The sequence below is a fragment of the Streptomyces sp. 351MFTsu5.1 genome (genome assembly GCF_000383655.1).
GTDB classification, from domain to species: Bacteria; Actinomycetota; Actinomycetes; order Streptomycetales; family Streptomycetaceae; genus Streptomyces; species Streptomyces griseorubiginosus.
This window is the reverse complement of record NZ_KB911779.1, coordinates 294,936-308,302: the sequence shown is the minus strand read 5'-3', so window position 1 is coordinate 308,302 and position 13,367 is coordinate 294,936. Positions and strand designations below refer to the sequence as shown.

General features: G+C 64.5%; 15 protein-coding genes. 3 read left to right on the top strand and 12 right to left on the bottom strand.

Annotation, left to right across the window (positions count from 1 at the left end; translation table 11 throughout):
• The 6 genes from H295_RS0113455 to H295_RS0113430 all read right to left on the bottom strand — a co-directional run bounded on the left by H295_RS0113455 (position 1) and on the right by H295_RS0113430 (position 5,087).
• Positions 1-993, bottom strand: a complete 993-nt coding sequence (locus tag H295_RS0113455) for an NlpC/P60 family protein (RefSeq protein ID WP_020135859.1) — start codon at positions 991-993, stop codon at positions 1-3.
• A 165-nt stretch (positions 994-1,158) separates the two neighbouring features.
• Complete coding sequence (locus H295_RS0113450) at positions 1,159-2,838, bottom strand: FtsK/SpoIIIE domain-containing protein (protein ID WP_020135858.1); 1,680 nt, start codon at positions 2,836-2,838, stop codon at positions 1,159-1,161.
• Positions 2,839-3,063: 225 nt separating this feature from the next.
• A complete protein-coding gene (locus tag H295_RS0113445) occupies positions 3,064-4,083 on the bottom strand; it encodes a hypothetical protein (RefSeq protein ID WP_020135857.1) in 1,020 nt (339 codons plus the stop codon).
• Positions 4,084-4,087: 4 nt separating this feature from the next.
• Entirely contained in the window at positions 4,088-4,468 is a 381-nt protein-coding gene (locus tag H295_RS0113440) for an RRQRL motif-containing zinc-binding protein (protein ID WP_020135856.1), read from the bottom strand.
• On the bottom strand, positions 4,468-4,797 hold the full coding sequence (locus tag H295_RS0113435) for a hypothetical protein (protein ID WP_020135855.1): 330 nt from the start codon (positions 4,795-4,797) through the stop codon (positions 4,468-4,470). Before H295_RS0113435 ends, H295_RS0113440 begins: the two co-directional genes overlap by 1 nt.
• Entirely contained in the window at positions 4,794-5,087 is a 294-nt protein-coding gene (locus tag H295_RS0113430) for a hypothetical protein (RefSeq protein ID WP_020135854.1), read from the bottom strand. The genes H295_RS0113435 and H295_RS0113430 overlap by 4 nt, the downstream gene beginning before the upstream one ends.
• A gap of 1,287 nt (positions 5,088-6,374) precedes the next feature.
• On the opposite strand from H295_RS0113430, the gene H295_RS0113425 reads away from it, so the two are divergent.
• Positions 6,375-7,088, top strand: a complete 714-nt coding sequence (locus H295_RS0113425) for a hypothetical protein (protein ID WP_020135853.1) — start codon at positions 6,375-6,377, stop codon at positions 7,086-7,088.
• Positions 7,089-7,091: 3 nt separating this feature from the next.
• Positions 7,092-7,565 carry an NUDIX domain-containing protein gene (locus tag H295_RS0113420; RefSeq protein ID WP_020135852.1) on the top strand — a complete coding sequence of 158 codons (474 nt, stop codon included), beginning with the start codon at positions 7,092-7,094 and terminating at the stop codon, positions 7,563-7,565.
• Here H295_RS0113420 and H295_RS0113415 read toward each other — a convergent pair.
• Both H295_RS0113415 and H295_RS0113410 read right to left on the bottom strand, forming a co-directional pair.
• A complete protein-coding gene (locus tag H295_RS0113415) occupies positions 7,553-8,119 on the bottom strand; it encodes an HD domain-containing protein (protein WP_020135851.1) in 567 nt (188 codons plus the stop codon). The two genes, H295_RS0113420 and H295_RS0113415, sit on opposite strands and share 13 nt — an antisense overlap.
• Position 8,120: 1 nt before the next feature.
• A complete protein-coding gene (locus tag H295_RS0113410; RefSeq protein ID WP_020135850.1) occupies positions 8,121-8,582 on the bottom strand; it encodes a GntR family transcriptional regulator in 462 nt (153 codons plus the stop codon).
• Positions 8,583-8,834: 252 nt separating this feature from the next.
• Between H295_RS0113410 and H295_RS47195 the strand changes: the two genes are divergently transcribed.
• Positions 8,835-9,827 (top strand): PIN domain-containing protein, encoded by a 993-nt coding sequence (locus H295_RS47195; RefSeq protein ID WP_158691045.1) that lies wholly within the window; start codon positions 8,835-8,837, stop codon positions 9,825-9,827.
• A gap of 95 nt (positions 9,828-9,922) precedes the next feature.
• On the opposite strand, the gene H295_RS45420 is transcribed toward H295_RS47195, so the two are convergent.
• From H295_RS45420 to H295_RS0113390, 4 genes are all read right to left on the bottom strand, one after another.
• Positions 9,923-10,753 carry a trypsin-like peptidase domain-containing protein gene (locus H295_RS45420; RefSeq protein ID WP_158691044.1) on the bottom strand — a complete coding sequence of 277 codons (831 nt, stop codon included), beginning with the start codon at positions 10,751-10,753 and terminating at the stop codon, positions 9,923-9,925.
• Positions 10,754-11,143: 390 nt separating this feature from the next.
• The gene (locus tag H295_RS0113400; RefSeq protein WP_020135849.1) at positions 11,144-11,851 is read right to left on the bottom strand and encodes a hypothetical protein; all 708 of its coding nucleotides are present in this window, start codon (positions 11,849-11,851) and stop codon (positions 11,144-11,146) included.
• A 3-nt stretch (positions 11,852-11,854) separates the two neighbouring features.
• Positions 11,855-12,508 carry a helix-turn-helix domain-containing protein gene (locus tag H295_RS0113395; RefSeq protein ID WP_234021603.1) on the bottom strand — a complete coding sequence of 218 codons (654 nt, stop codon included), beginning with the start codon at positions 12,506-12,508 and terminating at the stop codon, positions 11,855-11,857.
• Positions 12,498-13,286, bottom strand: coding sequence for a TIGR04255 family protein (locus H295_RS0113390; RefSeq protein WP_020135847.1), 789 nt, complete (start codon positions 13,284-13,286; stop codon positions 12,498-12,500). Before H295_RS0113390 ends, H295_RS0113395 begins: the two co-directional genes overlap by 11 nt.
• Between the last annotated feature and the right edge of the window lie 81 nt (positions 13,287-13,367).

The following is a 13,367-nucleotide window of genomic DNA, read 5'->3' as shown; positions in this document are numbered from 1 at the left end:
TTAGATCTCCTGGTTCTGCTGGGGAACGGGGCGGGCGAGGGCGTACAGGTCGGGCATGGTGTCCAGGGGGTCGATGCGGACCTTGGCGCCGGGTCGGGGGGCGTTGAGCATGTGGCCGCCGCCGATGTAGAGGCCGACGTGGTGAATTCCTGCGGCGGTCTTTCCGTAGAAGACGAGATCGCCGGGGCGGGCGTCTTCCGGCTTTATGGGCTCGGAAGTCGCGTACTGCTGTGCTGCCGTACGCGGGAGCGAGATTCCGGCTTCCGCGTAGGCGTAGAGCGTGAGCCCGGAGCAGTCGAAACCGGTGATGTTCGTTCCGGAGCGGCCCATCGGCGAGCAACAGATTCCCGTGCTGGGACCGCTCGCCGTTCCACCGCCCCACGAATACGGCGTACCGAGCATCGCGTACGCCGCATTGAGCGCGGTCACGCCCTGATCTGCGGTTGCCGTCGTTCCGCTGGAGGGCTGTTTGGCGAGTGCTTCGATGGACTGGACGTAGTTCTGTGTTTCCTTGTAGGGGGGAATTCCGCCGTATTTGCGGACGGCTCCGCTTCCGGCGTTGTAGGCGGCCAGCATGTTGGACTGCTTATCGCCGGGAACGTCGTCGACTTCTTTGGCGATGGAGCAGAGGTATTTGGCTGCCGAGGGGATCGCGTCGGCGGGGTCCCACACATCGCGCTTGTTGTCGCCGTTTGCGTCGATGCCGTGGGCTTGCCACGTGGACGGCATGAATTGTGCGATGCCTTCCGCGCCGACCTGCGAGCGCGCTTTCGGGTTGAAGTTGGATTCCTGGGTGAGGAGCGCGGCGAGCAGGTTCGGCGTCACCGCTGGACAAGTGCTGCCGGCCGCCTGGATCAGGGCCTTGTACTGACTCGGCACGGACAGGCTGAGCAGCGATCCCGCGGGATCGTCGCCCACTGCTTGCAGGCACGCGGCCACAGCGACGGCCGCGGTCGCGCCTACGCCGATCGTGACGGCTGTAGAGGCACGCACGGGCTTCCTGCCTCCTTTCTGGGGTTGTGATCGTCTGCGCTGGTCAGGACCGCCATGGCGGACCGTCAGGGCACCGCCACACCGTGGCCTGGCACCGCCACGTCACCGCCATGGGGTGGCGGTTGTGGCGGTGGCATGGCGGTGGTCAGGCGGTGCCCGTGGCGGTCACACGGCGGCCATGGCGGCGGCGGTAAGGTCGGCCAGCCGGTAGCCGCGGCCTTGCGCGGTCTTGCCCGCCGGAACGCCTCCCAGGAGCCGCGAGAGCTGCTTTCCGCGCTCGGTCGGATCGGTTTCCGTGATTCCAAGAGCCGGGGCCAGGTCGGGTGTGGACATGAAGTCCACCCCGGCCTCCCGCATCAGTTCGATTGCCTGCTTCAGTGGGGAATCAGGGATCGCCTTTTCGCGTCGGGCGTGGACCTCATCGACCACTTCCCAGATGAACTCATCCGCGAAATTGAAACCCCGGAGCAGGGTGGAAGAGCCGTTGGCGAACAACACCGCCTGACCCTTCACGTCCGGGTCCAAGAGCGCCGGGTGGATCGGGGCGACCGTGTCGAAGTACGAATCCCCGAGAGCCACCTTGGCGCTGCCCTCCGATGCCACGTAGAGGCACATTCGGTACAGAAACTGATCCCGCACCTTCACCGGGATCGCATCCTTGGCCGGACGCTGTGTCAGCATCACCGTGGCGATGCCGGATTCCAGGGCTTTCGAGACCAGGGACCGCGACTTGTCCTCTACCCGGCGAACCTGCTCTTTCGATTCCTTGGTTCCGTTGTCGGTGTAGAAGTCGGCAGCCTCATCGACGATGAAGAACACCGGTTTGAAGACCGGTGCAGGCTGCCGGTTACGGATAGCGTCCTGCAATTGCGTGTACCGGCGGTCCACGCGGGAGTTCAGCTCATCGAGCATGTCCTCCAGAACAGCCGGATCGTCGGACGCCTCATAACGCACAGCGAGCTTCTCGAACTTGGTCAGCCCGCACAGTTTCCCGTCGAGCAGATACAGATCGAAGTCGCCGTACGCGATGAGCAAGCAGGTGATGAGGCCGTTGACCAGGGTCGTCTTGCCCATCTGGGTCATGCCCGCGATGAGCAGGGACGCCTTGTCGAACGTCGGCACCCCGGCGAGCCGGCCGGTGACCTCGTGTCCGAGGGGAACCCCCGCGAACGACTGGATCTCCTGCCGGGTAGGAGTGGGGAACGCCGTGCTGAACGGAGGCTCGTTCAGCACCAGCAGGCGCACATGGCGCTCGCTGCGGCGGGATGTCTCCAGCTTCAGGTGCAGGCGGGTGACGCCGAACATCGACGCGATCCGGTCGAGCCGTTTCGCGACGTCGTCGTGCGTGCGCCCCTCCGGCATCTGAAAGTCGTAGACGGTGCCGATGCCCGGCAAAGTCTCGATGGTGGCGTGTTCGGCGCGGACTTGTTCGTCCCTGCCGATCGCCCCCACCCTGCTGAGCAGCATGGTCAGGTGCGCGTGACCCTCGTTCCCGCCCGGGGGAGCCCCGGCAGGCATTGGCGGAACCGGCCCCGCTGCGGCGGCCTGATCAGGAGTTCCCTGCCATACGGCGGGGGCTTCCTGCGCGAACGCTGCCTGCGGGGCCGCGGCCTGAGGCTGTGGGCGATGTGCCCACAGGCGCGGGATGCCGGTGCGGATCTTCCAGGCCAGATAGCCCAGCACGACCAGCGCCCCGGTAGTGACCAGGACGGTGGCCGGCCAGGACAGGCCCAACTTGTCTTTGATGGCGGCCAGGACACCGAAGGCAATCGCTACGACGCCGATCGCGCCCGTCAACTGCCCGTAGGCATCCTCGCCCTTGCCTTGCTGTGGCTTCCTTCCCACACCCCTCCGTTCTTCGCGATCTCGCGCGAGCAGGCACGGCCCGCCGCGCACTCGGTCTGGTGGGTTTGCGTGAGGCTCGCTGGGTCTGCGCCGGGTCTGCGAACGTGCCGCTCGCCGGGGCTCGCCGGGTCTGCTTCACTGGGGTTCGACTGCTTCCGGCAGTCGCAACAACGGCCAGCCCACTAGCCCTGGGCTGGCCGTCATTGGTGTGTGCCGGACGCTTGCTTACGGCTGTGCGTCCTCCGCGTCGATCAGCGCGGCATACGCCTTGCGCACCCGCTCTTCCTTCGCGATGAACCCGGCCGCGCGGTAGGCAGCCAGGGCCTTGCGGTACGAGAGCGGAGGGTTCTCGGAGTGGCGCAGCCACCGCAGCACGACGGTGAGCTGTTCCTCGCTCAGCGGCTCGCCCGGCTCGGGCGTCTCGACGCCGGCCACGGCCGCCACCTGCACGAGAGCCGACCAGTCGAGCGGGGCGTGTCCCTCGCCCTGGGAAGCAGGCAGTTCGGGCGTCGGGGACACGGGGCTGACCTGCGGGGACACAGGGGACACACCCAGGGACACACCCCCGTCCGACCACTGTCCCAACACCCGGGCCAGATCCTCATCGGAGAACAGCGCTGGCACCGCCTCGGGGACCTCGGTCACCGGGCTCCGCTCGGAGACCTTGGCCAGCTTGTCGGCTGCCTTGTGCCGCGTCTTTTGCGCCTTGCCGCGGGCCTTCTGCTCCTCACGCTCCAAGACGGCCGCGGTGGTCTGCCGATCGGTCTTGGCGCGGGTGACCGCCCGGCCGATAGCGACCTGGTCCCGCGTAGCGCTCCGGACCGCGTCGATCTGCTGCTGCGCCGCGGGGGAGATCCGGGTGGCCTCCCGTTCCACGGCCATGATGAGCGTGGCCTTGGCCGCGGCGGGCACCACGGCGCCGATCACGGCCACAACCGCAGTGGCGTACAGCAGGCCGTGCGTGAACAGCACGCCGACCGAGGTCACCAGGAACAGCCAGCCCAGGGTGGTGGGCAGTGTCGCCTTGGAGCCCTGGCGGCGGTGCGCGGTCTCCATGGCCAGCGCGTACAGCCACACCGCGTCGTAGATCCCGGCCACCGTGTAGGCCAGTGGTGCAGGTGCTTGGTGGGCGAGGATCTCGCCGACCGCGTAGACCGTCCAGCCCAGAGACAGGCCGGTCAGACCGGCCGGCAGACTCCAGTGCGCCAACCTGCGCAGCACGGCCTGTACTTCCTTCCAGTTCATGTGATCACTCCTTGTTCTGGTCGTCGGGGTAGGCGCAGGGGACGCAGACCCCGAGCGATGAGGGGATGACGTATCCGGCATCCGTGCGGCACTGCGGGCAGGTCCGGCGCGCACGCATCGCGCACGCCAGGGCCCGCCGCTTGGCCGGGGTCATCGGCCGGACAGGCAATGCCTTGTCGAGCCGGTAGAGGTAAGCGACCAGCGGCCCGCGCCGGTAGCGCGGCCGGAGTATCTGGCCGGCGATCGGCTGGCCACCGGGGCGCAGGCCCCGGGCCCGTAACTGCCGTCTGGTCGCTAGTCCGTTGGGCGCGTACCGCCACGGCCAGGTGGGGATGCCGAGGCGGGCGCCGTTCGGGTCGTAGCACTTGCCCCAGGTGACGGACATCAGGCCGCCGTCCCGGCCGGTTGCGGGGCGGTGATGCTGCCGTAGCCGACCAGGTCCACGACCGTGCCCGCGTGGTCGACGCTTGCTGTCAGGACGCGGGTGTGGCCGTTGCTCTGCTCGCGGTGGACCACGGCCTCCGGCGGGATGCCCAGGGCCTCGCGCCATGCCTCGAAGCCGGACAGGTCGTCGTGGAACGACAGCTCCAACCGGTCCGGGTAGATGGTCGACACCGCCACGGCCGGCGCAGACAGGTACCCGAAGTCCGCAGCCAGCAGGCGCAGCGCCCGCAGCGGGATAGCCAGGTCGTCCAGTGTCAGACCCTCGCTCATGCCGCGACTCCCCGACGGGCCGTACGGCGGCGGGCGAGGCGGGCCAGCGGGACCACGTTGAACAGGTCCGGGTTCTCGTCGACCACCCGCGCGGCCAGCCGGATCAGGTCGTCGGGCAGGCAGCCGTAGTCGGGGTCCGCCAGGATGTCACGGGCCGCGTCCAGGCGGGCCGCGCGCTCCATCTCGCTCTCGCCGTCGACTCCGAGCCAGAGTTCGGCGGGAGTGCCGAGGGCGAGTTCGACGAAGTCCTGTGGGGTGTCGGCCCGGTGGCCGCCGACGTAACTGTGCATGGGAGCTCCCATATCGAAGGGACGGAGAAAGCCGGAAGCCGCGAGCGCGCCCACCAGAGGGCGGCGGCCGGTCCGGGAAGTACGGCGCCGCCGCGCGATGCGGCGGGCCGGAGCGCTCCGGCCGGGAGTCGAACCCGGCCGGAGCCATCAGTGCGGTTGGGACGTTCAGTAAGGGTGCGGGCCGCGCGGACGCGGCCGCAGCGGATCCTTGGTCTTCTCGTGCTCGCCGCTGGCCATCAACGGCCGCCCCGAGCGCGGGCGTTGTCCTCGCTGCGCTTGTTCGCTTCGCCTGCCTTACGGGACAGTTCGTCCCGTTCCGCGTCTGTCAGACTGGTGGCCACAGGTGCCTCCACATCAGGTGCCTGCTCGCGGTCCCTCGGGTCGCACCCCGGGGGACCGCTCAGGGCCGGACTTTCCGGCTCCCCCCGCCTCGCCCGTGCAGTCGGCGCACCAGGTGCGGGCCGGACGGGCGAGGAGAGGCAACCGGCCGCAGCGCGAGCCGCTGCGATGCCAGGAATGAGGCGGACCAGGAAGTCGTTCAGGCGCTGCCGGCCGGTCCGCCCGGCAGCGCCCATGTATGTCGTCGGCTCACGCCGACCTCCCGCAAGTGGCAGAGATGCGGCTTCACCGGCGCTCCGTTGCTACGGACCACCGGTCCCGAGCCGGGGAATCGGGTGCGTCATCGTCACTGCTCTGACGCCAGCAGGGCGGCATGTACCAGGTGGCACCCCAAAGGGATGTTCTCCAGAGCTGATGCAGGTGGCTGCGCCGCCGACGACTTCACCCGGTCGTCTCGGGGGCGGTCTTCTCATCCCGCCACGTGCGTTGGGGCCCGCTGTACTTCCCCACACCCGAGATCGGATGGCGCCTGCCAGGCGCGTAGGGGGAGAGCTTCGTACATCACGGCGGTTTGCCACCCGGACCCTCGCCCTAGGCACCTGCCGTGACCGCCGCTCTCGCGTCAGCCCCGCACGATCACTCTTCAGTTCTCAAACAACGGCTTGCGTGGTGCACACGCCGGATCAGCTCCCTCCGGAGCCTGTTCGGCTTGCAGTACCTGTTTTACAGGTACTGCATAGTGGTCCGTCAAGTACGAGCACGGATCCGCTTGGGTTTCGCGCCGGCACTTCTTGGCGCACATTCAGAATCGCCCCAGGTCAGGGGAGTTGGGCACCCCGTACGTAGACAGCTCGGAATCATCTGGCTACGGTCAAGAAGTCCCTAGAAGTCCACGCGGGGGTAAAGGTGTCCAACGAACGATTGAGGTCTGCCCTGTTGGCGCGCGGCATGACGATCCAGGACTTGGCTGCCGAGATCGGGGTGATCCCCAAGACCATCGAGCGCTGGGTCACGCAGGGCAAGGTGCCGTACCGGCGCCATCAGTACGCGACGGCGACAGCACTCCAGGTCGACGTAACGATGCTGTGGGACGACTCCCGGACGCAGGAGTCCGCAGTCGACCTGAGCAAAGCGGAGATCGTCACGGTCTACCCGCACCGCCACGTCGTACCGACGGACTTGTGGCGGGAGATGTGCGAGCGCGCCAACGAGCGCATCGACATCCTGGTCTACGCAGGCATCGGCCTCGCGGAAGACCCGCGCTTCCTCTCGGTCCTCAAAGCGAAATCGAAGAGCGTCGCGATTCGCGTCCTGATGGGCGACCCCGCGTGTGAGGCCGTCATCCAGCGCGGCATCGACGAAGGCCACCGCATCATGGACGGCAAGATCCGTAACGCCCTGGTCAACTACAGTCCTCTGTTCACCAGCCACCCCGACATTGCGTTCCGCCTGCACGACACCGTGCTCTACAACTCGATCTACCGAGCGGATGACGAGATGCTCGTGAACACGCATGTGTACGGCATCGGCGCCTACCTGGCTCCGGTCCTGCACCTACGACGACTCCCCGGGGCGGGACTCTTCGACACATTCGCCAATAGCGTGCAGCAGACCTGGGAAGGCGCAAGGCCAGTGACCGAACACGACATCACAGGAGCATGAGCCATGGGACGCATCGACTACCTTCACGACCCCGACGCCCCGCTGGCCAACTCAGTGGTGCCCTCTGTCGTGGCTTTCGTGCAGAACGATGCGGGACAGGTGCTGATGATCCAGAGGTCGGACAACGGCCGTTGGGCCCTGCCCGGCGGCGGGCACGACGTCGGCGAGTCCATCAGCGACACCGTAGTGCGCGAGGTCTGGGAAGAGACGGGCGTCAAGGCCGAAGTCGTCGACATGTCCGGGATCTACACCGACCCTGGGCACGTGATGCAGTACGACGACGGCGAGGTGCGCCAGCAGTTCAGCATCTGCTTCCGCGCCCGGCCTGTCGGCGGCGAACTCCGCACGAGCAACGAGACGACTCAGGTCCGCTGGGTCGACCCGGCGGACCTGACGAAGTTGGACGTGCACCCCACGATGCGGCTCCGAATTGAGCACGCCATGGACCGGACGCGCCCGACCCCCTACATCGGCTGACGCTTGGCGGCGCCGACGCGTTCGAGCACGCGCGAGGTGCATGCCAGGATCTCGGGTTCGGCCCGGCGGATGAACTGCCCGATCAGGCTCTCCGGTCCGTATCGACCGGTGATCTCATTGATTCGATCGATCGGGTTCGTGGGCGTGCCGTCCGGTGTGGTGTTCATGTCGCAGTAGCAGAGCGCATCGTTCAGGTGCGCGCTCTCGCGGGGGAACTCGCCCTCCAATTCCTCGCGCATGCCGCGGGCTTCCGCCTCCAACCAGGCGCAGGAGTGGTGAGCAACTAGGTTGATGACCCGTTCATCGGCGCCGGCCACGTCCCGGAGGTATCGAGCCCCGTCCAGCGGGTGAAAGCCCGTCTTGGCGAGGTCCGGGGCATAGCCGATGTCGTGCAGTACCGCCGCGGCCTCCAGCAGATCCGCGTCCTGGTCAAGAACGAGCGCGATCGTACGCGCCCGCTCGGCTACGCCGAGGCAGTGCTTCCAGCGCCGCGGAAGCGGCTCGGCGAGCAGGGACTCAGCCAGGGGATAGGCCCACTCGGTCAACGTCGGCAAGCTACGAACGCTCCTCTCGCGTCGGCAAGGCACGGACCGTCCGCACCCTGCCCTGTCCGCCACCCGCCAGTACGCCGGCGGTCTCCAACTTCTCCAGCGCCTTAGTCACCGTGGGCCGGGAAACTCCGAACCGGTTGGCCAGGGCGGAAGCGCTTGGGAAGGCTGCCCCCACCTGGAGTTCCTCAGCCGTGATGATGTCGGCGATGCGCTCATCGAGCGGGCGCCGATCGACTCGTACACCCGAACGCACAACGCGCCACCGTTCGCCGGGCGCAGGTTCGGCCAAGCCTTCCTGTCGCAGTACCCCGTACGCACGGATGGCAACGCCGCGTGAGACGCCGTGTTCGCGCATGACCTCAGTCAGGGAGGGCAGCTCTGTCATCTCCGGATCACCCTCGATCAGTACCTTCACTGAGTCGGCAATCTTCAGGAAGGTTCCCCGAGGGCTGGCCTGCTGCGACACTCGCTCTCCCTCTCCGTTCGCCCGTCGTCACCCCTAAGAATCCCACGACGTACGGCCGCTGCGGAGGGGGCGGCCGTACGGCAGACCGCATGCGCAGGACCCAATGAGGCGTAGTTGCGGGCTCTGGCGGCTCACGGGTTGCTACCGCAAGACAAGCTTGCCCACGGATCTGATCATCGCGGCATGCAGTGTGCGACACCAACTCCACAAAATGCAGTATCTGATCTCGCTCGCGGGTCGTACCATCTCGCTGTGCTTAGGCTTCTAATTGATACGTCCGTATGGCTGGACATAGCCAGGCGTCGCGACGGTCAGCAAATCATCGTACCCATTCGAGTTCTCTTCTTTCAGAAAAAGCTTGACCTCCTTGTGCCATCCATAATCTTGGAAGAGTTTGAGCGTAATCGCCCACGCGCCGAGGCCGCTGCCACAGATAGCGTTCGCGAACGCTTCAGGCTATTGAAACAAGACCTCAAGGAGTACGGCGATAGCGAGACGCAAGAATGGATTGCAGAGATGGCGCATCAGGTGCCATTCGTCAGCGCGCAAGCACTGCAGAATTTCTCTGAGATCTCTGAGCTACTCGGCCATGGCAAAAAGCTTGAGCCCAGCGCCAAGGAAAAAGGTGCCGTGGTCGAGCGAGCACTCGAAAAGCGGGCTCCGTTTCACCTGAATAAGAACAGTATCGCTGATGCCCTCTTGATGGAACTCTTTCGCTCCGCCCTTGCAGAGTCCGAAGATTCTTCGGACTGCTACGTATTCGCTACTTCCAACTATCAGGACTTCTCCGTAGTTAATGGCGACCGCCGTAAGCCACATCCTGACTTTGACGCAGTATTTGCAGATGGACGTACTGCTTACGCTTATGACGTGGATGGATTGATTGCCGTGCTTGCGGAACAACTTGGTGAGGAATACGAGGAACTGGTAGAAGAAGTGTCATTTCTCGATGATCCGCCTCGCTCGCTCGCAGAAATCCTAGAGTTGCACACGGAGCTATACGATCGCATTTGGTATACGCACAGCAGATGGAGCGACACTCCAGACGGTCATATCAACCCGAGATACGATGAGGGTCTGCGTAAATCGATTGAGCAGGGCAGAGCCCGCATAGAAGGCAAGTACGATGCCGGCCTTCTGCTGCCTGCGGACGATTACGAGTGGGGATTCCTCAACGGGAAGATGGCGATCCTTGAATGGCTCCTAGGGGACGACCTGAACACTGCGGAGTGGTATCGGTATTAGGGGAACTTTCAGCCCATAGGGCTGCGACACCATTGCACCGGAGGCCAACATTAATCGGTGTCCCTGCTTATTTGGTACGAAACCGACTCGATGAGTCATGACGGCATGCCCAGAATCCCATTTCGCCGCCCGAACTCTTGAATTGTCTGCTCTATGGCGTGCCAGTTATACGCCACGCCCAGATTTAGCTCTTGAGCTAGCTTGACATGGGGTCCATGGCCTACAACAAGGGGAAGGAGTGTCGATCTTTGCATTGTTGCCGCAATTACTCCAACAAGGACGAGCCGATTCCCCGGGGCCACGCTAGTCGGCCCCGATCGATAGAAACCCTCATTGAGTAGGAACACGGGGCTTCCGCTACTCCCCCCGAAGACTGACCCGTCGACCAGGAAAGACGGTTTGCCACTGAATGGAAGCTCAAGCGGGGTGGCTGTAATTCCACGCCTAACGATAGGTGTCAGGTGGGCTGGGTCCTGTTGTCCATTCGGGTATCCAATGAAGGTAATCTCCTCAATAGCATCAATGAAGAGACCATCCCCGTCTACGGGCATCTGACTCATCGGCATAGTGCGATAGAAGATTTTCTGGCCAAGTTGCTCAATTATTTCGCCGATTGACAGGACTGCAACATCAACCTCCGGATCTGGATGGCCCACCCAGGCGATCCCCGGATTGCCAATCGTCACATCCTCACGCTGCCCAAGCTTGGGCTCCCCGTCATCGCCCCTCGCGATAAATCCGAGAGTAAGCAATTGGGCGTCGGCCAGCACATGCTTGTTAGTTACAATAAATAGAATCGAACTTGAGTCGTTTACTTTCTTGTGGAGCAAAAATCCGGTGCCAACGGTCCTAACCCCGCCTGCACCTTCGTTAACGATTCTTACCGTGACAAAGAGTAGCTCTTTCGTGGGTGTGTCAATCTTCATGAACTGAGACTGCCACAGGAAGCCACTGATTGTACGGTGGACAAGGATTTCCTGGTCCATGGTGCTCTGCTGTGCGCGGCTGCACCGCCAGGCCGACGCAGAGTCCGTGCCAACCTGCTCCCCAGCGCGGTGACGCCTTGAGGTCGGCTCAATGGCGCCATGTCACTTGGCTCATGGTCAGGTCGGCGAGCGGCGAACTAGCCCACGGTGGCCTTTCCGGCGCGTCCGGCGTCGTCCCCTGAGCGTCACAAACCGCCCTGAGCAGGCATGACACCTGCTTCTTGAATGCCCACGGACGTCCCCAGGCCGAGATCAGACAACGCGTAATGCGTAGGCCCCGAGCACGAGCCCTGCAAGTAGCCCTGGTGATAAGAGCGACGGGGGCCACCACTACTGAGATTGCCGACGCAGGGCCTTCAAGCGGGCTCGCGCGTCCCGGCGAACGGTGCTTCGAGTCTGCGGGTCCCCCAGCAGATTCTGGCGACGTCGGCCATCGGGAAGCTCTTCCCGTAGCCAGTCCATGCACTCAGCCATGGCCTCGGGGACTTTGATCCCGTTCTCCTCGCGATCGAGGCACCATTCCTCAATCAGGTCTGCTTCCTCGTAAGGGGTCTCGTTTGCCTCCTGGAACTTGGACGTCTCGACCGTCAAGCGGCTGGAGTGCTTGACCCAGCGCTGGAGGAAGAGGTTGATCCCGTAGGGGCTGAGGCAGGCGATTCTGTTCCCGGCCTGAAGTTGCTCGGGGGAGACGTAGTACCCCTGGTTGAAGAATGCAGCACATGCCTTCACCCCGTTGCTCGCCTGGGGAAACGGCGGAGGGAGGAACATACGATTGAAGGCGCCGTTCCACTGGGCTCCCTCGGCCGGCGTCACCTCACCAACGTTCAGACGCGGCGCAAGGTTCACCCCGTCTAGGCGCAGCGAGCACGGGTGCTCAAGGACCATGGCCGTGATCTCGCGCTTGGAGCCATCTGTCTCGATAACAGTGACGCCTTCGTAGACGTCGCCGGTGAGAACAGGACGTGCGGCGACGACGTCGTCGCCGCACGCGTGGTACAGATCGTGCGGATCTTGCGGGCGTTCCATCTCAGCGGGCACTCGTCACGCTTCCTTCTGACGGATCGACATGACCCCATCCACGTCACGGTAGACCTCGAAGTCAGATTGATAGCGCTCGCGCCAGTCGGGTGCGTAGACCGTGAGGATCTCCTCAACATCGTTCGGCCCGAGTGCGTGGTCTAGTACCAGGTCTGGCCTGCGCTCTGTGAAAAGGTCGATCGGAGTCACGGGCACGCCGGGGGTGAGGGGCATCTCGAACCAGGATGCGACATCATGGATGAACGCCTGCTTGATCATGTCGCACAGGGCCAGCAGGCTCGCCAGCTGCATGCGGTTGTCCCCACTGACTCCGCCGGAGCGTCGCCACTTCTGCACGGCAGGAACGCTCACGCCGAGCATGCGGGCGATGTGACGCCACGAGAAACCGAGGTCGGACAGCTCCTCAAGCAATGTGGTGTGAGACTGCTTGGCGTGTTCGGCCGTAAGCCTGCGCCAGTCGCGGATCAGGAGCTCAAGGTGGTACTCGGTAACGTCCTCGAAGACGTTCTTGGCTTGGTACCTGAGCGATCCAGCCGCCCCGGTGAGGTCTGACAACTGGTTGGACCTGGTCGCCGTGGGCTCCTGCGGCTGCAGTACAAGGCTGCTGCCAGTGGGTTCCGTGACCACGTTCATCGGCCGCTGTGCCTCACTGCTCACGCTTAAGCACCTCCGTGCGGTAGTGGTCCGTGATCAGTTGCTCGAACAGCTCGTACGCAGACAAGCCAACGGTGTTGAACCGCTCTTCAATGCTGGCCCAGTCGAGCTGTGGAACGTCCCCGCCGGGCGTCCAGTAGGAGTCCAGGTCGAGTAGGTAGAAAGGGCCTGGCGCGGGGGTTTGGCGGCGCAGGTCACCGGCCGGGTCGACAGCGTAGCCCTCGAAGTTGCCGTGCCGAAGCACGACTCCCACGGACGGAGTGCCGAAGACCGTCACGCCCTGCCAGGTCTGGGCCGCCATATCCTCCGTGTGAAGACTGGCGATGCTGGTCAATGGTGCGGAGATCCAGCGCTCCCAGTCGGACGGATGCTCAACGTCGGGGACGCGGACTTCGTTGACGTACCGGATACCCAGACGCTCCACTCCGTCGACAGGAGAGACCTTCTGGCGAGCCTCCACAGCCTGGCGCAGGAGCTCACGCAAGGCGCTCCGCCGCTTGTAACGTGTCGTCTCGACGACGATCGCGTTGTCGCGGAAACTGATGGACTCAGTGGAGTCCCGCGTCATGTAGCGGGGGTACAACGTCCGGTCTTCCGAGGCGCCTGCGTTCGTGACGGTAATGCTCACTTGCTGGGCCGGCTTGTAGATCGGGAAGGTGCTCGCGAGGAGTGACTTCAGCCCTGCCTTGTCGGCTTCGGACAGTGTCGTACTGGCCGTGTGGCGGAGCTCAACGACTGTGAGCGCCAACGGCGCATTCGAATAGATCTCACGGTGCCCCATGCCATCAAACTACCCGAGTAGAAACCAGAACGACAACCGTTCGGACAACCGCTTGCTGCCTGTGTTGCGACTGTTGCGAAG

What these genes read in the sequence shown, in the direction of transcription:
- H295_RS0113445 (WP_020135857.1), bottom strand. Translation starts at nt 4,083, where the DNA reads ATGAACTGGAAGGAAGTACAGGCCGTGCTGCGCAGGTTGGCGCACTGG.
- H295_RS0113440 (WP_020135856.1), bottom strand. Translation starts at nt 4,468, where the DNA reads ATGTCCGTCACCTGGGGCAAGTGCTACGACCCGAACGGCGCCCGCCTC.
- H295_RS0113425 (WP_020135853.1), top strand. Translation starts at nt 6,375, where the DNA reads ATGACGATCCAGGACTTGGCTGCCGAGATCGGGGTGATCCCCAAGACC.
- H295_RS0113430 (WP_020135854.1), bottom strand. Translation starts at nt 5,087, where the DNA reads ATGCACAGTTACGTCGGCGGCCACCGGGCCGACACCCCACAGGACTTC.
- H295_RS0113390 (WP_020135847.1), bottom strand. Translation starts at nt 13,286, where the DNA reads ATGGGGCACCGTGAGATCTATTCGAATGCGCCGTTGGCGCTCACAGTC.
- H295_RS0113435 (WP_020135855.1), bottom strand. Translation starts at nt 4,797, where the DNA reads ATGAGCGAGGGTCTGACACTGGACGACCTGGCTATCCCGCTGCGGGCG.
- H295_RS45420 (WP_158691044.1), bottom strand. Translation starts at nt 10,753, where the DNA reads ATGAAGATTGACACACCCACGAAAGAGCTACTCTTTGTCACGGTAAGA.
- H295_RS0113420 (WP_020135852.1), top strand. Translation starts at nt 7,092, where the DNA reads ATGGGACGCATCGACTACCTTCACGACCCCGACGCCCCGCTGGCCAAC.